This window comes from Empedobacter sp. UBA7248, assembly GCF_002472945.1.
Lineage (GTDB): Bacteria > Bacteroidota > Bacteroidia > Flavobacteriales > Weeksellaceae > Empedobacter > Empedobacter falsenii_C.
This window is the reverse complement of record NZ_DKSU01000005.1, coordinates 359,503-382,279: the sequence shown is the minus strand read 5'-3', so window position 1 is coordinate 382,279 and position 22,777 is coordinate 359,503. Positions and strand designations below refer to the sequence as shown.

The 22,777-nt window shown below is 32.1% G+C and carries 14 protein-coding genes; 1 reads left to right on the top strand and 13 read right to left on the bottom strand.

What is annotated here, in order from left to right; genetic code table 11:
• Positions 1-2: 2 nt before the first annotated feature.
• The 5 genes from B4A23_RS04150 to B4A23_RS04130 form a co-directional block, all read right to left on the bottom strand.
• A complete protein-coding gene (locus B4A23_RS04150; RefSeq protein ID WP_291117196.1) occupies positions 3-1,691 on the bottom strand; it encodes a DUF4957 domain-containing protein in 1,689 nt (562 codons plus the stop codon).
• A 12-nt stretch (positions 1,692-1,703) separates the two neighbouring features.
• Entirely contained in the window at positions 1,704-3,527 is a 1,824-nt protein-coding gene (locus tag B4A23_RS04145) for a RagB/SusD family nutrient uptake outer membrane protein (RefSeq protein ID WP_291117193.1), read from the bottom strand.
• An 18-nt stretch (positions 3,528-3,545) separates the two neighbouring features.
• Positions 3,546-6,779, bottom strand: coding sequence for a SusC/RagA family TonB-linked outer membrane protein (locus tag B4A23_RS04140; RefSeq protein ID WP_286512938.1), 3,234 nt, complete (start codon positions 6,777-6,779; stop codon positions 3,546-3,548).
• A 200-nt stretch (positions 6,780-6,979) separates the two neighbouring features.
• Positions 6,980-8,590, bottom strand: coding sequence for a RagB/SusD family nutrient uptake outer membrane protein (locus tag B4A23_RS04135; protein WP_291117187.1), 1,611 nt, complete (start codon positions 8,588-8,590; stop codon positions 6,980-6,982).
• A 12-nt stretch (positions 8,591-8,602) separates the two neighbouring features.
• Positions 8,603-11,683, bottom strand: coding sequence for a SusC/RagA family TonB-linked outer membrane protein (locus B4A23_RS04130; RefSeq protein WP_291117184.1), 3,081 nt, complete (start codon positions 11,681-11,683; stop codon positions 8,603-8,605).
• Between the two features lie 485 nt (positions 11,684-12,168).
• Between B4A23_RS04130 and B4A23_RS04125 the strand changes: the two genes are divergently transcribed.
• Positions 12,169-13,191: a LacI family DNA-binding transcriptional regulator gene (locus B4A23_RS04125; protein WP_291117180.1), complete on the top strand. Its 1,023-nt coding sequence runs from the start codon at positions 12,169-12,171 to the stop codon at positions 13,189-13,191.
• A gap of 1 nt (position 13,192) precedes the next feature.
• On the opposite strand, the gene B4A23_RS04120 is transcribed toward B4A23_RS04125, so the two are convergent.
• From B4A23_RS04120 to kduI, 8 genes are read right to left on the bottom strand one after another with little or no spacing between them, the layout of a single operon-like run.
• Positions 13,193-14,806: a UxaA family hydrolase gene (locus tag B4A23_RS04120; protein ID WP_291117177.1), complete on the bottom strand. Its 1,614-nt coding sequence runs from the start codon at positions 14,804-14,806 to the stop codon at positions 13,193-13,195.
• Positions 14,807-14,815: 9 nt separating this feature from the next.
• On the bottom strand, positions 14,816-16,273 hold the full coding sequence (locus tag B4A23_RS04115) for a tagaturonate reductase (protein ID WP_291117174.1): 1,458 nt from the start codon (positions 16,271-16,273) through the stop codon (positions 14,816-14,818).
• A 19-nt stretch (positions 16,274-16,292) separates the two neighbouring features.
• Positions 16,293-17,813, bottom strand: coding sequence for an MFS transporter (locus B4A23_RS04110; RefSeq protein ID WP_291117171.1), 1,521 nt, complete (start codon positions 17,811-17,813; stop codon positions 16,293-16,295).
• Between the two features lie 44 nt (positions 17,814-17,857).
• A complete protein-coding gene (locus B4A23_RS04105) occupies positions 17,858-18,532 on the bottom strand; it encodes a bifunctional 4-hydroxy-2-oxoglutarate aldolase/2-dehydro-3-deoxy-phosphogluconate aldolase (RefSeq protein WP_291117168.1) in 675 nt (224 codons plus the stop codon).
• A 2-nt stretch (positions 18,533-18,534) separates the two neighbouring features.
• Positions 18,535-19,542, bottom strand: coding sequence for a sugar kinase (locus tag B4A23_RS04100; RefSeq protein ID WP_291117165.1), 1,008 nt, complete (start codon positions 19,540-19,542; stop codon positions 18,535-18,537).
• Between the two features lie 8 nt (positions 19,543-19,550).
• Positions 19,551-20,948 (bottom strand): glucuronate isomerase, encoded by a 1,398-nt coding sequence (gene uxaC, locus B4A23_RS04095; RefSeq protein ID WP_291117162.1) that lies wholly within the window; start codon positions 20,946-20,948, stop codon positions 19,551-19,553.
• Between the two features lie 14 nt (positions 20,949-20,962).
• A complete protein-coding gene (locus tag B4A23_RS04090; RefSeq protein ID WP_180906636.1) occupies positions 20,963-21,745 on the bottom strand; it encodes a gluconate 5-dehydrogenase in 783 nt (260 codons plus the stop codon).
• 7 nt (positions 21,746-21,752) lie between these two features.
• Positions 21,753-22,589, bottom strand: a complete 837-nt coding sequence (kduI, locus tag B4A23_RS04085; RefSeq protein ID WP_291117159.1) for a 5-dehydro-4-deoxy-D-glucuronate isomerase — start codon at positions 22,587-22,589, stop codon at positions 21,753-21,755.
• Between the last annotated feature and the right edge of the window lie 188 nt (positions 22,590-22,777).

Genomic DNA, 22,777 nt, shown 5'->3' with positions numbered 1-22,777 from the left:
AATTAATTCCACCATCTTGGATCTCCAATCGCAGCACCTGTAGAAGATGCAGTTCTTAATGGAGAATTGACTGGTAATGTAAAATCAATTGTTGTGTTTGTCCAATTTAGAGCATTTTCTTGATTATTTGTAGAAGTTACTCCAGTTGGAAAAACAAGTTTTTGTAAATCAGCAGCTTTTCCATTTGTTAAATTATAGAAATTGTTAAACGTAAAAACAGCTGTACTTGAAGTCGCTAAACGAATTAAATTATTACTCGATAAACTTCCTCCAACTCTTGGCGAATTTGCAATAATATTATTGGTAAAATTAGCTTTGATTGGTACGTTATTGTTATCTAATAATGGAAAAGAAGAACTTTGTCCAAAACTGTTAATCGTACAATTATTGACATTAATTGTTGCGTTTGCAGATGGCGTAGTAATGCTTTCTCTGTATCTAATAAATAAATCTCCAACTTCTGTAAATGTTGAATTTTCGATATTAACTTCGTTAAAAACTAATTTATCTAAATGTAAAAATCCGTAAGATGAAGCAAGAAAATTTTTGAAGAAAGAATGTTTAATCTCAAATTTATCCATTACATATCCGCTATTTGGACCTCTATTTGCTCTGAAAGCTGAGGTTTTAACATTGCTTACAACACAGTTTTCAATCAATACATTAGCAAAATTAGCCTTCGCACCATTGCTGCTGCTACTTGTTAAATTGATTAAATAATCTGCTGTATTTGCGCTTCCATCTAATTCGATATTCTTCAGATGTAAACCTGCTCCAGTATCATTTAACGTAAATTCTTTGAAAGAAACTTTTGTATCTTCTGGATTTCCAGAAATTCCAATCAATGAAATTTTCTTTGCATTAATCGTGTATAATTTATCTCCAGAATCATATTTTCCAGGATTTAATCCAATGATATCACCATCTTTTGCATTGTTAATCAAGGTAATTAAATCATCGCCAGAGTTAGCAATAATACTATAACTTGTAGATGATTTTGTCGTGAAATTCTGAGAACCAACGCTTGTATTTCCTTTATAAATTTCGACTGTATATCGTGTACTTGGATTAAGTCCTTTTGTTGTTTTAAGTCCAGCAGCTGCTTCGCTACTTGTGATTTGACTTACAATAGGATCGCCAACATAAACTGGATCTTGACCAGAAACTTGCGTATAAGCTTGAAATCTCAATTCAGTTACTCCAGCAGTTACGTCCCAACTAACCGTTGCTTGATTCTCTAGAATATTTGGATCATAAATAGGATGCAAAATTTGGATTCCAATAATTTTAATTCGCTTACTAACAGACCAGTGAGATTCTGGTCTGTTTTCGTAAGCATTTGTTTTAACACGTATAAAGAAATTTTTTCTCACGGGAATTTCTTGATCCGTAATAACAACTCCAGCAGAATCTGTTTTTTTAGTTAAAATGATATCTTTTGGATTTGTAAATAACGAATCGCTCGAAACTTCTGTTGTATAAGTTTCGTCAATATTGTTAGTGTATAGAGAAGGTGACCAAGTGACTTTTGTTTCTGTTTCAAAATTTTCGGCAGATAAAGACAATGGTGTAAACATTCTCATTGGATCGTTAGATTCTGATTGAAATTCATCATCATTACAAGAGATTACAGCATTTGCAGTAAGTAATACTGTTCCTATAATCAATATTTTATAAAAAGTTTTTTTCATAATAATTGTGTTTTAGTATCCGTAATCTTGTGTTAAATTATAATTTGTATTGATGATATCTTGATAGATTGGCAACAATTCTGAATGATTTGGTTTGTAATATTGTAACCAACCTTTTCGTTCGTCGTTAATCATTGTCGCAACCATTCCTGTTTGCCAGTTTATGCGTGTATATCCCGTTGGAGTAGAAGCAACAGAAGGAGTGTAGAACAATTCTGTTTTATCATTTCCAACAAAATAAGTATCTAAACTCAAAACAGTTTTTTGGGCTGTCTGTGTTGGATCGTATTTCCCAATTTTATAATAGATGTATTTAGGTACATTGGCATATTCTCCCGTTCCATCTAATAAATTTTGCAATTTAGCACGAGTTTCTGTTACTACTTGACCTAAAAGATTCCATCTGATTAAGTCATATTTTCGGATAGATTCTCCACCAAATTCCAATAATCTTTCGTGTACAATTTGCTCAAAAAAGCCTTGGTAGCCATTCGCTGAAACTGCAGGCATTTTATCAGGATTGTTTGCATAAGCTCTTGCTCTAACTTCTCTCAAAGCATCTATTGCAGCAGCTGTTGGTCCACCGTTTAATTCATTTTCTGCCTCAGCAAACATTAATAAAACATCTGCAAAACGCATAATTGGCCAATTGATTCCAACATTTTGAGAAGGACCTGTTACTTTTGTCCAAGACTTTCTGAATTTTCCGTCTGTTAAAGCGTCAATTTTAACCACTTGTGTTAAATCATCAGCATTAATTTCGAAAGCATTGATTGTTACATCTCGTCTTTGATCATATTTATCAAATTCATAAAAATAAGTTGGTAAAGCATTGATTCCGCCACCGCCATTCCATTTAGAAGCTGCGTTATGACGCAATCCGTTGTAATAACCAAGTTTACTATCAGTTCGAGCATTTCCACCGAAAGCACCAACTTGAAAAATCATTTCGTTTGTGTTATCCATACGACCTTCGTGAATAGCACGGAAAACATCTTCGTAATTTGGATTGATGTTATGACTCCCACGTTGTTGCATAATGTCAAACGTTTCGTTGCGAGCAATTTGGTAATATTTTTCTGGATTTGCTCCTTTAACCATCTGTATCGGTTGTCTTCTTAGTGAATATCCAGCTCTAGCAAGTGCAATACGAGCACGTAAGCCTTTCACAAAAGCTTTTGTGATACGTGTTGTAGGATCTCCAGATTCGGCTCTCCAAGGAATAACTTTTGAAGCTGTTTCTAAATCATTTAATAAAACTTCATAAATTTCATCACGATCAGTTTTCGGAAGGAAAATATGTTCGTATTGAGAAGATGGTTTATCTTGAAATGGAACATCTCCAAAGTTTCTGATTAATTCATAATAGTATTGCGCTCTTAACGTTAATGCTTCTCCGTAATATCTGTCCATTAACTTTTTGTCGCTATCACTTCCAGATTTGTAGACATCAGAGGTTGGAATATTATAAATTAATAAATTTGCTCTTTCAATTCCTGTGTATAATTGACGGAAAGGTTTGTCTAATTCTGGATTTGTAGGACATGCTTTGTACATACTAATTCCACGACGATCGTTACAATTGTAATCACCAGATGTTTTGAAATCATCAGCAGCCTGTCCAATGATAGAAGAAATTCTGTTTCCATAACCATTGTCACCAGCCAATTGATTATATACGCCAACTAAAGCGGAGTAGGTATAACTTGCATCGTTGTAAACTTCTATTTCGGAAGTGTTGGAAGGGCTACTAACATCCAAATAATCATCACATGATGTTGTTGTTAATAAAACGATGCTAACGCCTAATATTTTTATAAATGTTTTTGTTTTCATTTTTAGTGTGTTTTAAGATTAGAAAGTAACATTAATACCTGTTAAGAAAAATCTGCTTCGTGGATAGGCAGCATAATCAACTCCAGGAGTTAAAGGACTTGTGCGTCTTGTATTTGCTTCAGGATCATAACCTGAATAACCAGTAATTGTAAATAAATTATTGATTGTAGCGTAGATTCTTACTTTGCTAATAAATTTCGTTTTTGCTAACATATCTTCTGGTAAAGAATATCCAACTGTAACATTGCTTAATCTTAAATAAGATCCATCTTCGATGGCATAAGAATGTAAAATATAGTTTCCAGAAGGAGGTGACCAAAATGTAGCATTTGCGTTTAAAGCTTCTAATTGTGTAGGATCTGTTACTCGATTTCCGTTGTCGTCAAAATTTCTCCAAGCTCCAGCAACAGCTTTTAACATATTATTGTCGCGGTATAAATATTGTGTTGTAAATTCAACTTTATTGGCATTGTAAACTTTATTACCAACAGAGTAAGTGAAGAACATACTTAGATCGATATTTTTCCATTGAAATTGTTGATTAAATCCACCATAGAATTTTGCTTGAGCGTTTCCTAAAACAGTTTTATCATTGTCATCAATTTTTCCATCATTATTCAAATCTTTTAATTTTAAATCTCCAGGACGTACATCTTTTGAACCTAATGCTGCAGCAGAAGTACTTGCAACACCAGCTTTTAATGTATATTTTTGAGTTGAAGCGTTATAATCGAAATCGCTCACTTTGTACCATCCATCTGTTACATAACCATAGAATTGCCCAATAGGTTTACCTACTTCAACTTTGAAATCTTGCAAATTGTTTACCCATCCAGATGATTGATAATAATATTGTAGACCATCCCCAGTTACATCTTTACCTAAAGATTTGATAACATTTTGATTATGAGAAATATTGAAGTTTACATTCCATTTAAAGTTTTTAGATTTCGCAATATCAGCACCTATTGTAAATTCAATTCCTTTGTTTTCCGTTTCACCAGAGTTTTGATATTGGTATTCGTATCCTCCTGTTTGAGGTATTTTAGCTAATAATAATAAGTCTTTTGTATTTGTTATATAAGCATCGATACTACCATAAACACGTTTATTGAATAAAGTATAATCTAATCCAATGTTTTTAGAAATTGTTTTTTCCCATTTCGCACCCGAATTTGCCAACCTTTCATTAGGTGCTAAACCTGGAACTACAGCATTATCAAATGAATATCCCCAGTTACTTGAACTACTGAAGAATGTTGAATATAAGAATGGCTCGATGCGGTTATTACCCGAAGTACCATAGCTTAAACGTAATTTTAATTCGTCAATCCAAGAAGAATCTTTTAAGAAATTTTCTCTTGCAACATTCCAAGCAAATGAAGCAGAAGGGAATGTAGCATAGCGATTATCAGGAGAGAAAACACTCGATCCGTCTGTTCTGACAGAAAGCGTTAACATATATTTTTTATTGAACGAATAATTAACTTGCCCAAAAAACGAAGCCAATCGATCTACATTTACTGATGTCGAAACTGGATCTTGAACCATTCCTGCTGGAGGAACCGCACTTTGTAAATTAGAAAATGCTTGATGTGCCGAAATATTTTTTGGTAACCATTTGATATATGTTCTTGATGTTTCTCCGTCTGTTTTTACAATCTCTTGTCCAATCATCACATCTAATTTATGATTAGAACCTAATTTTGGTGAATATTGTAGTGTATTTGAATTAGAGATTCTTCTTGTTTGACTTGCGCGTAGATCAACCACAGGAAGATTAGCGTTTGCCATTGCGACACTTGTGATATTCCCATAAAAGCTATTGTCATTACGATCTGTTTGTACATAACCAAAAACAGATTTGAAGGTTAATCCTTTGACAATTTGCCAAGACAAATAACCATTCATTAAAAGGTTTTGTCTTTCGTCTTCTCTTACTTCATTATTCGCTAATAAAACAGGACTTGTAAGATTTGTTTGTGCGTAATAATCTGGATCGAAGAAGTCTACGTATGACTCGTTTCCTGGAGCAGCAAAAGGTTGATATCTCACTGAATTACGAAGTCTGTTATTTGATTGAGAACCTGTATTTGATGTACCAGCTCCCATGATTTTATCTTTACTATATCTAAAACTAACTCCCGTTTTTACTTTGTCGCTGATTTTATGATTTAATTTGAAGTTTGCTAAATTTCTTTTGTAACCAGAATTCAACATAATTCCATCTTCGTTGATGTGATTTAAATTTAAACTGAAATCAGTCGATTTATTTCCTCCTACAAGTGAAACGTTATGATTTTGAGAAAAAGCTTTTCTTCCAAAAACTTCTTCTTGCCAATCTCTCGCTTCCATACTTTTATAGATGTCAATATCGCTAAAATCCCCATATCTTTTTCTGAATGAGTTTGCTAATTGTTCATCATTATTAATATTATACAATTCATACTGATAACGTACAAATTCATATGGAGTCATTACCTCTAACTTATTCTGAATTTCTCTAAATCCAGTGTAATTAGAGTAAGTAACTTGTGTAGGCATGTTGAAACCACTTTTTGTCGTAATAAGTACAACACCATTTGCACCACGCGCACCATAAATTGCAGTAGAAGCAGCATCTTTTAGAACATCAATACTTGCAATCTCTTGTGGAGATAAAATAGATAAAGCATTTTCTACTTGTATTCCATCTACGATATACAGAGGGCTGTTGTCTTGTGTAATCGATGTACCTCCGCGAACTTTAATTGTAACATCAGCTCCTGGCGCACCTTCGGACATACTAACTTGTACACCAGCCAATCGACCTTGTATAGCTTCAGCAGCAGAGTTTACCGCCATATCTTTTATTTGATCAGCATTTACACTTGCCACAGAACCTGTTAATTCATCACGTGTTACAGTTGTATATCCAATTACAACAACTTCATTTAGATTTTGTTGCTCTGTTGCAACAAGATCTTTCAGTTTTATATCGATTATTCCTTTTTTATTGACAGGAATAGTCTGTATTTCATAGCCATCATAGGTAATGGTTAAAGTCGAGTTATCTGGAACAACAATTTCATAAAATCCATTTTCATCTGTAATTGTTTCATATGTTGTCCCATCTACATAAATATCAACTCCATTAAGAGGTGAATTATTTATAGATGATTTAACCGTTCCAGAAACTTTTATTTCTTCCTGCGCAAAACTCGCAATTGGTAGAAGCAAAAGCGTGAATAACTTAATTTTAGAGATCCTCATATGTGTGGTTTTGTGTTTCTTCTGTTGAACTAAATAATTTTTAGCGTAATCGATTACATTATTAAATATAAAGGTGTATAGAAAACACTAAAGTAAAATTATTATTATTAATAATAAAATAAAAATTATAAAAATAATTTGTTATTGATAAAATGATGCTCTTTTTTGTAAAAGAACATCATTATTTTACGGATATAGTATTAATATGCCGGATTTTGTTTGAAATTTGAATTTTGATTTAAGTCAATTGCAGCTTGAGGAATAGGTCTTAGTATTTTAAGTTGACCATTATTTCCATTAAAATTAGATTGTTTAATCAAGAAATTATATTTTGAAGCACGCTCAACTAATTTTCCTGTACGTTTTAAATCAAACCAACGGTTATATTCACCTAACATTTCTCTCGCTCTTTCATCTAAAATAAAATCAATATTCATGTTTGATGCAGTTACATTTTGTACACCAGCTCGCTTACGAACTTCATTAATTCGTTGTAATGCTGTAGATATATTTCCTGCTTTTAGATATGCTTCGGAAGCAATAAGATAAGTGTCAGCTAATCTTGAAAGAATAATGTCTCTCGTGTTTGTAAATTTTCCAAATTGAGCTTTTGGATCATCAAATTTCTTTACAGGAATCGTTTGATAATCAAAATTAGGATTGCTTTCTGCAGCATAAGTCCCGTAACTATGGTATTCTACACCAGGATTTTTTGCAATATAATTTGCTTTATATGTATCATTTTTAGCAAACCACTTAGGTTCGTAATAATGCTTTACAGTTAAAGTTGAATGATCGCTTACATCAAAATAATCAAAATAACGATCGTATACTTCACCCATAAAAGTTGCGTTCCAACGTGTGTCATCTTGAGTGTATAAATCAAGTGCAAACTGAGTAGGGCATAAGCTATATGTACGATAAGGAGCTTTACCTGCAACTTCTGATCCACCATGATATGGTCCAAAATAACTACTTTGTGCATGACCTAAATTAAAAGGATCTGTACTTGTTGAAGCTGCGCTATATTGAACAGAAAAAATAGTTTCTGTATTGATTTCGTTGCCAGGTTTCCACAATTGTTCGAACGAAAGTGAAAGAGCTTGCCCACCAATAACGTTATCTGCATATTGAGCAGCTGTTGTAAAATCATCATTTGTTCCAAAAGTTTCGTAACCGCGTGTTAAGTGAACTAATGCTAATAAATGCTGAACAGCTTTTGTGTTAACATGCCCATTGTAAGCCGTATTTCCAACTAATTTTAATGACTCTTCTAATTCTTTGATAATAAATTGATAAACGTCTTTTGAAGAAGTTCTGTCAAAACTTAATTGTGGTGTATTAATATATTCTGTAACCAAACTTACATCTCCATAGGTTTGTACCAACAAGAAATAGGCGTTTGCTCTTAGGTATTTTAATTCTCCAATTTGCTTGCTTAAGTTAGAAGAAGCTGCTGTTTTATCTGAATAATACAATGCCATATTTGCAGCTTGAATAGCCGTATAGCAATTTTTATAAAGATGATCTACTCCTTCTGACGAAGCATTAAGTTCTGTGTATTGACTTAAACCTGGTGGTTCAGCTGTTCTTCCTCTTGCATATAAATCTGTTCCTGCGACAAAAAGCCAAGGCTCTTTTCCATAAATATTTTTTAATTGAGCATAATTTGCATTAACCAATGAAGTAAATCCTTCTGCGGTTGTATAGTATTGTTCTGCAGCTACGTTAGAAAGGTTTTCTTCTTCTAAAAAATCACTGCAAGAATATGTTGTGCTTAAAGCTAGTAATAATATAACGATTTTTTTCATCTTTAAAACTTCTTAAAATTTAACATTTAATCCCAATTGATAAGTAATAGAACTTACACGTCCAATTCCAAAATTTGCTGTAGCCCACTCAGGATCATAACCATTATAGTCGGTGAAAACGAATGGGTTAATTACATTGGCATAGACTCTTAGAGAATTGAATAATCCAATTTTAGATAAAGTATTTTTGTCAAATGTGTAACCTAAAGCGATGTTTTTCACCTTTACAAAAGAAGCATCTCTATAATAGCCAACTTTATTGTTTTTCCAATAAGTACCTTCATTATAAGGCTGTGGTGCTGTATTAGAGAATTGAGCAGGTAATCCAGCGTCATTTGTTGGAACAAACCAATCCATATCAATTTTAGATCGACCTCTGTCATACACGTTTGTAAAGTTCTCGTGGAAAGGAGAATATGCTAAAACACCTTGATTTGTAATTAAAGAAGCAGACAAATCAAATTGTCCAACTTTTAACGTTGTGAAAATACTTCCTGACCAATCTGGATCTGATGATCCCAAAATAACACGATCATCAACCGTTATTTTTCCATCTCCATTAATGTCTTTTACTTTTGCTTGACCAACTGTTTGCCCATATTTCTTCGCCTCAGCTTCTTGATCTGGTTGCCAAACACCATCAAACACATAATTGTAATACGAATGAATAGATTCTCCAATGAATAAATTGTTTCCAATATCATCCACTTTGTTTTGACCGTATATTGATTTGATTTTGTTGACGTTTTTAGAGAATGTAAATGTCGTTTCCCAACTTACTTTTTTAGTTTGTACAATTTTTGCTGTTAATGCAATTTCAACACCTTTATTACTTACAGATCCGATGTTTCCATTAATATATGTCCATCCTGTTTCGTAAGGTAATTGTTGTTTCATTAACAAGTAATCTGATAATTTATCATAAATATCAATCGATCCTGTAATTCTGTTTTTAAAGAATCCGTAATCTAATCCAACGTTAAATTCTCTTGTTTTTTCCCATGTTAAGTAAGGATTTGCAATTTTTCCAGGTAACCAACCATTTGCTACAGTTCCATTAAAATCATAATAATATTGATCGGTTAATAAATTTGTTGTAGAATATGGTTCAATAATATTATTTCCTGTATAACCCCAACTTGCTCTTAATTTTAATTCTGATACAACTTTGCTTGCTTTTAAAAACTCTTCGTTATTAATTTTCCAAGCTACGGCAGCAGAAGGGAAGCTTTCCCATTGATTTCCTTTCGAAAGAATAGAAGATCCATCCCAACGAATAGAGAAAGTAAATAAGTATTTGTCTAATAAAGAGTAATTTGCGCGTAAGGCATATGAACTCAAAGCTTGTTTGATATAATCGGAACCAATATTATACGTTTCTTGCGTTCCTGATCCTATATTGTGATAACCAGTTTCAAAAGGAATATTTCTAGAGCTTTGGAATGAAGATTCATATCTACTTTCGTAAATACTTTGTAAAGCTAGAATATTGAATTTGTGTATATCATTAATCTCAAAATTTGCATTAACCTGGTTATCCCATGTATAATTAAATCTCTCAGATTTATTAATTGCTGCAGAAGACAAATTGTTATTACTTGCTCCAACAGATGTCAAAGCACCCCACGATTCACCTTTTCTTCTTGTGTCATAGTTTGCAGAATAGGTTGTTTTTAAAGATAACCAATCTAATGGACGATATTCGAAAAAGAAATTCCCGATACCATTCCATCTTCTAGTTTCATTTACTGTATTTTTAATCTCTAAAAGAGGATTATAAGTAGATGTTTTATCGATGATAAATGCACCTTGTTGATTAGTTAATTTTCCTGGTAAAGCAGCTAATTCAGTACTTTCGTATTGATAAGGATTCAAGAATGGATTTAATCTGAAAGCCTCTTGCATAGCGATATCAGAACCATCTTGTTGTTCTGTTAATGCGACATTAAGATTAATTCCAACCGAAAATTTATCATTGATTCTATGATCAACACCAATATTTACAGAGTATTTATCTAAAGCTTCATTTTGTAAATTTCCTTTCTCTTTTTGAGCACCTAATCCAATGTTATAACCCATTCCATTCTCTGAACGTCCAGATAAATTAACATAATTATTTTGCGTCATTCCGGTTCTAAGGACAGCATCAAACCAGTCAAAGGTTTCATTTGCATTTACACGTCTCAAAAGTTCTGTATTTCTGGTACCAACAACTGCATTGTATAATGTTTGAGCAGATACTTGTCCAGTTGCCTGATCTTTTCCTGCCGTCGCTAGATAAGCGGATTGATGATAATACCACCATTTACTTCCGTCCATCATTTTAGGTAAACGAGCTACATCTTTTACACCATAATAGGTATCATAAGAAACAGTGAATCTTCCTTTTGCATTCGATCCATTTTTAGTCGTTACAATTACAACTCCATTCGATCCGCGTGAACCATAAATTGCAGTGGATGAAGCGTCTTTTAAAATATCAATTCGCGCAATATCTTGAGGATTTAAAAAATCTATATCAGAAGTAGGAACTCCATCTACAACAAAAAGAGGCTTAGAATCTGCGTTCATAGAATTGTTCCCTCTAATCACAATATCAAAACCATCCCCAATTCTACCTGTAGAAGTAGAAATCTGTACACCAGGCACATTTCCTTGCATCGCTTCCATAGGATTAGTCATACTTCTTTCAGTCAGTTTAGAAGCATCAATAACTCCAACAGAGCCAGTTAAATCTGATTTTCGTGCTTTTCCATATCCAATTACAACAACTTCTTCTAACTGTTTGTTTTCATTTTCTAATGGATTTAAAGAAAAATCAAAACTTTCTGTAGACTTAATAGGAATCTCAATTTGCTGATATCCGTCGTAAAGTATTGTAAGCGTAGCATCTTCTGGAACTTCAATTTCGTAGTATCCATTTTCATCTGTATATGCTTCTAAATCGGTTCCTTCTACAAAAACTTCTACTCCTGCCAAAGGTGTTTTTCCGTCAGTTGATTTTATTATTCCGGAAACAACCTTATTCTCCTGAGCAAAAGCTGCTATAGGTAAGAGTAAAAGGGCAAATAATGATATTTTAGACTTCTTCATAAAGTGTTAATTTTGTGCTTTTTAGTTAATTCATTATTAAATATATTTAAGTAATCGATTGCATTATTATATATTGATAGTTTTGTAATCGATTGCAAATTGATTTATTAAGTGTATAGAGTACACTAAAATATAACTATTTTTTTAAAATCAAACAAAATCTTAAAATTTTATAAAAAATAATTAATCTATTTGTTAATTATTGATATTTAGTGTAATATGTATTTATTTTGACTAATATTGATATATACTCTAACTTGAATAAGCTAAATGGTTAGTTAAAATCATAATTCTTTTGATGACTTATTGAATTTTTAATTCTAAAAATATGTAAATTGAAGTAAATTTGTAATCGATTACAAATTGTTTTAGATTCTGAAAAAAAAGTTTTAGAACCATTGTAATTTATACATTACTATATAATACTATTGAGATTTAATTTATATTTACCGAATCTTGATAACGAACTTGAATTTTACCTTATTATGAAAAAAAGTGCTACAATATATGATATTTCTGAAAAATTGAATATTAGTGCAGCTACCGTTTCGAGGGCTTTAAATGATCATCCTAAAATTAGTCAGAAAACGAAAGAGTTGGTTATGAAAGCTGCTAAAGAGCTTAATTACAAACAAAATACTTTAGCACAGGCTCTAAAAAGTGGGAAGACAAATAATATTGGGATTATTGTTCCATATATTAATACAAATTTTTTCTCATCTCTAATTCGTGGGATAGAAGAGGAGTTGTCTCCACATGGTTACCATGTTATTATTTGTCAAAGTCACGAAGATGTAGATTTAGAAAGAAAACAACTAAATACATTATTGAATGCACAGGTTGATGGTATTTTTATGTCTGTTTCTAAAACGACAGAAGATATTTCGCATATTGAAGCTGCAAAAGAATCTAATACTCCAATCATATTTTTTGACCGTAAAAAAGATATTGCAGGTATCAGCACTGTAACAATTGATGATTATAAAGGAGGATACTTAGCAACCGAACATTTGATTAAACAAGGTTGCCGAAGAATTTGTCATTTATCTGGAGATTTACGTTTGGAGATTTATCAGAATCGTTACAATGGATATATCAACGCATTGAAAGATAATAAATTGACGTTTAAAGAAGAATATGTTTTTCCAATTAAAAGTTCGATAGAAGATGGAGTTGAAGCAATAAAAACATTGTGGAATTTATCAACGCCACCAGATGGAATTTTCTCAGCCAGTGATTATGCAGCATTGGGTGCTTGTCAACAATTGAAAAAGAAAAATATTAGCATTCCAAAAGATGTTGCAATAATAGGTTTTAGTAATGAACCATTTACACAATATATGGAATTGCCTATTAGTAGTGTTGATCAGACACCAGATATAATGGGAAAAATTTCCGCTCAAGTATTTCTGGAATATATGAACGAAAATTTTTCAGGGATAAGCATAGAAAAAAAGGTTGTTTTAAATCCTCAAATTCATATTCGAAAATCTTCGAAAAGAAAATAGATTATAGAGAAACGCCTCTTTTCCATGGGATAAAATCGTTTTGATTTAAAATTTTAGCTTTTACTTTGACTTCACCGCTAGCAACTTTTATGATAAATTCTAAAAGTTCGTCAGCGGTTTCTTCAATTGTTTTATTTCCTGTGATGATTTCTCCTGTATTAAAATCGATAATGTCAGGCATTTTTTCTTGTAATGCTGTGTTCGAAGAAATTTTTACAACAGGAGCAACAGGATTTCCTGTAGGCGTTCCTAAACCTGTGGTGAATAAGACAATATTAGATCCAGTTCCGACTAAAGCCGTTGTACATTCTACATCATTTCCTGGAGTACATAACAAATTTAATCCTAGTTTTTTGATGTATTCTGTATAATCTAACACATCTTGAATAGGAGAGGAACCGCCTTTTTTGGCTGCGCCAGCAGATTTCATCGCATCTGTTATTAATCCATCTTTTATATTTCCTGGAGAAGGATTCATGTCAAATCCAGAACCAGCGGCAACAACAGAATCTTCGAAATCTTTCATTAATTGTAAAAATTTTTCGGCATCTTTTTCGTTTACACAACGATTGATTAATTCTTGTTCAACTCCGCATAATTCTGGGAATTCGGACAAAATTGTTGCGCCTCCAATTGCAGCCATAATATCTGATAAATAGCCTAAGGTTGGATTAGCAGAAATACCAGAAAAACCATCCGATCCTCCACATTCTAAACCTAAAACTAATTTAGATAATGGAGCTGGTTTACGTTCAATTTCATTGGCTTTTTTGATTGCTTCGAACGAATCTTTAATAATTCCGTTCAACATATTATCAACCGTTCCAGATTTTTGTTGTTCGTAAACGATAATTGGTTTTTGATTATCAGGATTGATTTTATGCAAAGCTTCTTTAAAAATTTCAACTTGTAAATTCTGGCAACCAAGGCTCAAAACTGTTGCACCAGCAACATTCGGATTGTTCACGTAACCAGCAAGCAGCCTTCCCAAAGCTTCAGCATCTTGTCGAATTCCGCCACAACCACCTTGATGTGTAACGAATTTGACATCAATATTTTTGAAAACTCTTGTGTCTTCTTCATCTGTTTCTTGCTCGTTTTCATCAGAATTCTGAATTAAAGAACGTAAAAGCAATTGATGTTTTGATGGTTTTTCGAATAATAATTCTTTTTCAAAAACATCTTTCAAAATTTCGACATTTCTATTTTCGCAAAAAACCAAAGGAAAAAACAACCAAATATTTTCCGTTCCAACTTGTCCGTCTTCTCTGTGATATCCCATAAATGTTCTGTCTTTCCATTTATCGATATTTGGAGCGGTCCATGACGTTGTAGCTGTTTTCTTTTCGACTTTAGAACTTTGATGTTTTACATTTTCAGTCGTAATAACTTCACCTTTTTTTATGTTGCAAACGGCTTTTCCGACAGTAATACCATACATCGTAATCGTATCATTTTCTACAAAATCTATTGCAGCAAATTTGTGTTTCGCATTTGTATCTTTCTGAATTTCATATTCAGCATTATCAACGACCACAATTTCATTTGCTTTTAGGTCAACTAATGCAACAATTACATTATCCGTTGGATTAACTTTTATAGCTTTTTTCTGCATTTTTCTCTCTTAAATCATTTGGTTGCTATACATTTCATAAGATTTTTCAATCCCATATTCATCAATTAGTCGAAGAGCTTTTTCAACTTCATTCTCTAATTGATTAACCTTTGTCAAATCTTGTTCCCAAAAATTTATATTTTTCAAAACAGAATGACTTATTTGTTGATAATCATTGTTTTTCCAAATATTTCTGAACTCATTTATAATCGCTTCGTCATCATTTACAGGTAATTCTTCATTGTTCCAATCACCTTTGTAAAAACGAATTAAACAAGCCAAAGAAAATGCAATTCCTTTCGGAATTTGATTGAATTTCTCTACATAATCTAATAAACTTGGAAGAACACGAACTTTGAATTTAGAGATAGAATTTAACGCTATACTCGATAAATAGTGCTTGATAAAAGGATTTCTAAATCGATCTAAAACATCTTCTGTATATTCTTTTAATTGTTCTTCTGGTAAATCAAGGATAGGAATGATTTCATTATAAATAATATTTTTAATAAAATCTCCAGCTACTTTGTTATCGATTGCATCACGAACAGTTTCTATACCTAACATAATAGAAAAAGGAACCATTGAAGTGTGAGCTCCATTCAAAATTCTGACTTTAGAAGTACGATAAGGCGCTATATTTTCGACAAGCAAAATCTGTTCATTTGCTTTACTAAAAGGAATTTTTTCTTCCAATTTTTCATCGCCTTCAATTGCCCAAAATAAGAACGCTTCTGAAACGACAATCAATTCATCTTCATAGTTTAATTGATTAGTGTAGTTCTCTAAATCATCTTTTGGAAAACCTGGTACAATTCTGTCTACTAATGTGTTATGAAAGTTATTTGAAGTGTTAATCCAAGTAATAAATTCATTTTCTAAGTTCCATAATTTAGCATATTCTAAAATATAATCTTTTAAAATAATGGCGTTATTCTCTATTAATTCACATGGAATAATTGTTAAGCCTTTGTCATTATCTCCATTAAAATAAAGATATCTTTCATACAAGAACGCAGTTAATTTTGCAGGAAAATTTTCGTGTGGTGCATTTTCTAAAATATCTTCTGAAGGATCAAATACAATTCCAGATTCTGTTGTATTAGAAAAAACAAATTCCAATTGTTCCTCTTTAGCTAAATTCAAAAAATCTTGGTATTCTTTATAAGGATTAATCGATTTTTGAATTGCAGAAATAACACGATTTTCATCAATCAATTCACCCTTTTTAATTCCTCGAATAAATAAAGTGTACAGATTATCTTGTTCTTCAAAAGTATGAAATGAACTTCCAGAAGGCGTAACTTTTATGTTTGCGATTCCTGCATTAAAATTGGCATCTTTATTCAGTTTATCGATTACATAATCTGTAAAAGCGCGCATAAAATTTCCACCTCCAAATTGAATAATTTTTATAGGAAGTTCATTTTCTTGATGATATAGTTTTTTATTTAATTTTGTTTTCAAGTTATTGAATTTAAATTGATTATTTAATCACTTTGTATTTTGGTACTAATATTTTCATGACAATCCATGCTGTTAAATATGCAACTCCACAAATTGTAAAAATGATCATATAACCTTTATTGATTCCATCAACTATAATTGCTCCTGATTTTTCTAAATCTGAAAGTAAATTTTCTGGTAATCTTTCGTTAATGTATTGAGGATATTTTTCTAATAATGGCGTACCATCGATAGTTGTCCAGTTTTTGTGCGAATAATCAAATAAAACTCCTGATGATTTGTTGATCAAAAAAGAACCAATTCCACCAGCCATACCACCAATTCCAACTATTGTAGCAATAGCACTTTTAGGAAACATATCTCCAACAGTAGAGAAAATATTTGCAGACCAAGCTTGATGTGCTGCTCCAGCAATACCGATGATAATTACAGGAATCCAAAAAGAGGTTGCACCAAGAGGTTGAGCTAATAATGCCAATAATGGAAAGAAAGCAAAAATTAACATTGCGCGCATTCTTCCTGAATATGGATTCATATTTAATTTGTCGACAAAATATTTTGGTAACCATCCGCCAATAATTGAAAGTAATGTGATGATGTAAAGAACAAATAAAGGTAAGGCACTTTGTGTGCTATCCATCTTGTATACTGAGCTTAAGTAGGCTGGAGTCCAGAAAAGATAGAACCACCAAACGCCGTCTGTCATAAATTTTCCGAAGATAAAGGCCCACGTTTGTTTGTATTTAAAACATTCAGAAAATGTTAGTTTTCTACCTTCTGTAGATGCGCCTGTATTTTCTTCTATATCTTGTTGAATATATTCTAACTCAGCACTATTAACCTTTGGATGTTTGTGTGGTTCTTGGTACAAATAAATCCAAAATCCCATCCAAATAAATCCTAATGCTCCGATGATGATAAAAGCCATTTCCCAACCCATCGATTTTGCAATAAATGGAATTGTAAGAGGAGCAGCTAACGCACCAACAGTAGCACCAGCATTGAAAATACTTGTAGCAAACGCGCGATCTTTTTTCGGAAAATATTCGGCTGTAGCTTTGATTGCTCCAGGGAAATTTCCTGCTTCACCAATTGCTAAAATTAATCGAGCAAAAATAAATAAGCTAACACTTGTTGAAATAATTAATGAAGTGTCACTTACTTTTTCTAAGATTTCTTTTGCTCCAGCAAATCCAACAAACCAGTTATCTGTAATAAGTCCTGCAGTTGCAATTCCACAAAAAGCGTGTAAACATGCACCAATCGACCAAATTGCAATAGCATATAAGAAACCTTTTTTAGTTCCCATTTTGTCAATAAATCGACCCGCAAATAACATACTTACTGCATAAAATATTGAAAAAAGAGCGGTAATATTTCCGTAATCATTATTATTCCAGTGAAATTCTGGAACTAAGTAATCTTTCCAAGTTAATGATAAAACTTGACGATCTAAGTAATTTATGGTTGTGGCAACAAATAGTAAACTGCAAATAGTCCATCTAAAACTACTTGGTTTAATGGAAGTTTCGTTCTTCATTTAGTGTGTTTTTGTGATTTATTATTTTGACTTCTTCCTTTAAATCATATATTTTTTAATTCTTTATAAATTTGTATTGATTCTCCAACTGTTCGTTCTATTTGTGAGTAATCATATTCTTTAGATGAATTTTTTGTGAACAATTGTGATCCAATTCCGACACAATAAGCGCCAGCATTTATCCAACTAGCGATGCTTTCTTTTGTAGGCATAACACCTCCACTTGGCATAATACTCGTCCAAGACATTGGTCCGTTTACAGCTTTTATAAAATCTGGCCCTCCAACTTGGCTTGCTGGAAATATTTTGATGATTTCTGCTCCTAATTCTTCTGCTAAAGATATTTCCGAAACAGAACCACATCCAGGCATCCAAGCTACTTTTCTTCGGTTACAAATTTTTGCTACTTCAGGATTTAATGAAGGTGCAACAATAAAATTTGCTCCTAATTGTAGATATAATGCAGCAGTTGGTGCGTCTAAAACAGAACCTATTCCTAAAATTAATTCTGGTAATTCTTTTGCCGCATATTTATTTAATTCAGCAAAAACTTCGTGCGCAAAATCGCCTCTGTTTGTAAATTCAAATAATCTAGCGCCACCATTGTAGCAAGCTTTTATTATTTTTTTAGAAATTTCGATGTCTTGATGGTAAAAAACAGGAACAATTCCAGTTTCTTTTGCTTTTAAAGCGACTTCTATTCTTGTAAATCGTGCCATTTTTATCTTTTTATTCTTCCCCCAAAATTCCCATTAACTAACTCTAAAATATCATCAACAGAAGCTAAATTTGTGTCACCTAAAATGGTATGTTTCATTGCGCAAGCAGCATTTGCAAAGTTTAAAGCAAATTGATCGTCATGATTAATCAAACCATAAATCAAACCTGCAGCAAACGCATCACCAGTTCCAATTCTATCAACGACATGGTTGATTTGAATTTCTTCTGTTTCTAAATATTCATCATTAATCCAAGCTCTACCTTGTGTTGCTTGCGAACTTGCATTAATTCCAATTCTAACTTTATCAAATACTTTTTGAATTGATGGAATTTCTTTCATCAATGTTTTAGATGCTTCAATAAATCCATTCTTATCCGTTGAGAAATTTGTTTCTAAAATTTCATTGATTTCATTCACTCCACCAATAAAAATGGTTGAATATCCGATTAATTCTTTCAAAATATCTTGTCCTTTTTTACCGTAATTCCATAAATTACTTCTATAAGCAGGATCAGTTGTGATATGAATACCTTTAGAATAAGCGAATTGTAAACCTTGCTTCAACGTTTCATAAGCAGATTCTGAAATTCCAGGTGTTATTCCTGTCCAATGGAAAAAATTACAGTTTTCTAAGGCTTTATTCCAATCAACTTCGTTTGGTTTTATATTTGAAAAAGATCCATTTAATCGATTATATGCAATACGACTTGGTCTGACGTCAGAACCAACTTCCAAAAAATATAATCCAAGTGGATGCTCATTTTTTGTGATAAATGAAACATCAATTCCTAAACTCTTCATGTAAGAAATAGCTGCATCTCCGACAAAATCATTCGAAACATTTGAGATGTGCTGCGTTTTACAACCAAAAGTTGACAAAGAAGCCGCAACATTCATTTCTGTCCCGCCAAAAAAGAATTCTACTTCTTTACTTTGTTGCAAAGTTTTATGATTTGATGGAGAAATTCTCATTAAAACTTCTCCAAAAGTCAAAATATTATTGCTCATAAATAGATCTAAAAATCAAAATATTCTTTTGCATTATAATAGCAGATATCTGATATTGTTTTTCCAACTAATTCAATATCATTTGGTAATTCTCCATTTGCCATTTCTTCTCCGAATAAATTACAAATAACTCGTCTGAAATACTCATGCCTAGGGAAAGATAAGAAACTTCTTGAATCTGTCAACATTCCAATAAAGCAACTTATTAACCCCATATTAGATAAAGCATTTAGTTGTTTGATGATACCATCTTTTTGATCTAAAAACCACCAGCTTGAACCAAATTGTACTTTTCCTTTTACGCTTCCATCATTGAAATTCCCAATCATTGTTGCGAAAATTTCGTTATCAGCTGGATTCAAATTATAGATGATTGTTTTTGTCAATTTATCATTTCCATCTAGTCTATTTAAGAATTTAGAAAGATTGGCTGCTTGTTTAAAATCTCCGATAGAATCCCAACCTGTATCGGGCCCTAAAACACGATGCATACGAGCATTGTTATTGCGAAGTGCGCCTAAATGATATTGTTGAATCCATCCAAATTGATGATACGTTTCTCCTAAAAATAGAAGTAGGGCAGTTTTGAATTGTTCGATTTGAGTATGATTTAACGGTTGATTATTTCTTTTTGATTCGAAAATTGTATTGATTTCATTATCAGTAAATTCTTCGTAAGAAATATTATTTAAACCATGATCACAAATCTTGCAACCGATTGCATTAAACGCTTCAATTCGATTATATAATGCATCTTTCAAGTTTTGGAATGAATTAATTTCGAAACCAACAACTTCAGAAAGTTTATTAATGTAAGAATTATAATCTTCATTTTCAATCAGAATTGCTTTATCTGGTCGGAAAGCTGTACTAACTTTTGTCTTGAAATTACTTTCATTCAACGTTTTGTGATATTTTAACGTATCTGTCGGATCTTCAGTCGTACAAACCGTTTCAGCATTTACTAAGCTTAATAAACCTTGACAAGATTTATCTGCTTGTTGTAATTGAGCCGAAGTATTTTCGAAAATTTCTTTTGCGTTATTTTCGTTCAATAATTCATCTATTCCAAAATATCGTTTTAATTCTAGATGAGTCCAATGAAATAAAGGATTTCGAAGTGTATGAGGAACAGTTTTCGCCCAAGCTTCAAATTTTTCTAAATCAGAAGCATTTCCCGTGATACAATTCTCATTAATTCCCAACGTTCGCATTGCGCGCCATTTGTAATGATCACCAGCTATCCATACTTTCGAAATATTTTCAAAAACTCTATTTTCTGCAATGTCTTTTGGCGATAAATGATTGTGATAATCTATGATAGGAAGTTTTTCAGCATAGTTGAAATACAGTTCCTCGGCATATTTATTTTGTAATAAAAATGTATCAGTAATAAATGATTTCATATAGTATTTAAATTTTACTCGTTTGATGGTTTACCTATTGTTGCTAAAATTCCTCCATCGACATAAATAATTTGTCCATTAACAAAATTACTTGCTTCCGAAGCTAAGAAAACCGCTGTACCAGCTAAATCTTCGGGATTTCCCCAACGACCTGTAGGTGTTCTGTTGATGATAAATTCGTTGAAAGGATTTCCATCAACACGAATAGGTTCTGTTTGAGAAGTAGCAAAATAACCAGGTCCGATTCCGTTAACTTGAATATTATGTTTTGCCCATTCTGTCGCTAAATTGCGTGTTAACATTTTCAATCCACCTTTTGCAGAAGCGTAGGCAGAAACATTGTCTCGTCCCAATTCGCTCATCATCGAACAAATATTAATTATTTTTCCAGCTTTACGCTCAATCATTCCTTTTGCAACCAATTGCGACATGATGAAAGGACCAACTAAATCGACATCGATAACTTTTCTGAAATCTTCGATATCCATATCTACCGCAAGAACTCGTTTGATAATTCCAGCATTGTTGACAAGAATATCAATTTGACCATGATTTTTTTCGATTAACTCAACTTGTTCTTTTGCTTTCAGTTGATCAGTCACATCAAAAATATATCCAGTTGCAGTAAACCCTTTGCTTTTATAATATTGTAAAGCTTCTTCAAGTTTTGAAGGAGTAGTACTTGTAATAACTAATTCAGCACCAGCTTGCGCCAATCCTTCTGCCATTGCTAATCCTAAACCGTGTGTACCTCCTGTTATTAAAGCTATTTTTCCAGATAAATCAAATAAATTCATAATTCAATTACTTTAATTCATCCGTATTTATACCATCCATATCACTGTAATCCATATTTTCACCTGCCATTCCCCAAATAAAAGTATAATTTGAAGTACCTACACCCGAGTGAATAGACCATTCTGGTGAAATAACAGCTTGATTGTTTTGTAAGAAAATATGACGCGTTTCATTTGTTTGTCCCATAAAATGGCTAATCGATTGCCCTTTTTCTAAATCAAAATAAAAATATGCTTCCATTCGTCTTTCATGTGTATGAGCCGGCATTGTATTCCATACACTACCAGGATGTAATTCGGTCATACCCATTTGTAATTGGCAAGTTTCTAAAACACTATTTACAATCAGTTTATTAATTGTTCTTTTATTCGCATATTTAGAGTCGCCTAACTCAACAATTTCAGCTTCGTTTTTTGTTATTTTTTTAGTTGGAAAAGAGTAATGAGCTGGAGCAGAGTTGATATAAAATAAAGGCTGTTCGTTATTTACTTTATCAAAAACAATTTCTTTATTTCCTTTACCAATGTACAAAGCTTCTTTATTACTCAATTCGTATTCAGTTCCATCAATTGTAACTTTTCCTTTTCCACCAACATTAATAATTCCTAGCTCTCTTCTTTCTAAGAAAAATTCTGCTTTAAGATCTTTTGTAGGTTCCAGAGTTAGTGCATGATTAACTGGGTAAATACCACCAATAATCAAGCGATCATACATTGAATACACTAATTTCACCTGATCTTCTATAAATATATCAGGAATTAAAAAATGTTCTCTTAGTTCTTCAGTTGTATATTTTTTAACATCATTAGGATGATGTGCATACCTAAATTCAGAATTTATCATAATAGTTATTTATTAAAATTAATGTAATCGATTACATTTTGTATTTAAAAAAATACATCGAGATGATGTTTTGTAAAAGTATTAAAAAGTTTTTTAATAATGTACATAAAACACTATAAAAATTTCTTTACAAGAGATGATGAATGTAAGTTCTTTGAAAATTATTAGTTTATATGATTTTTTAAAAA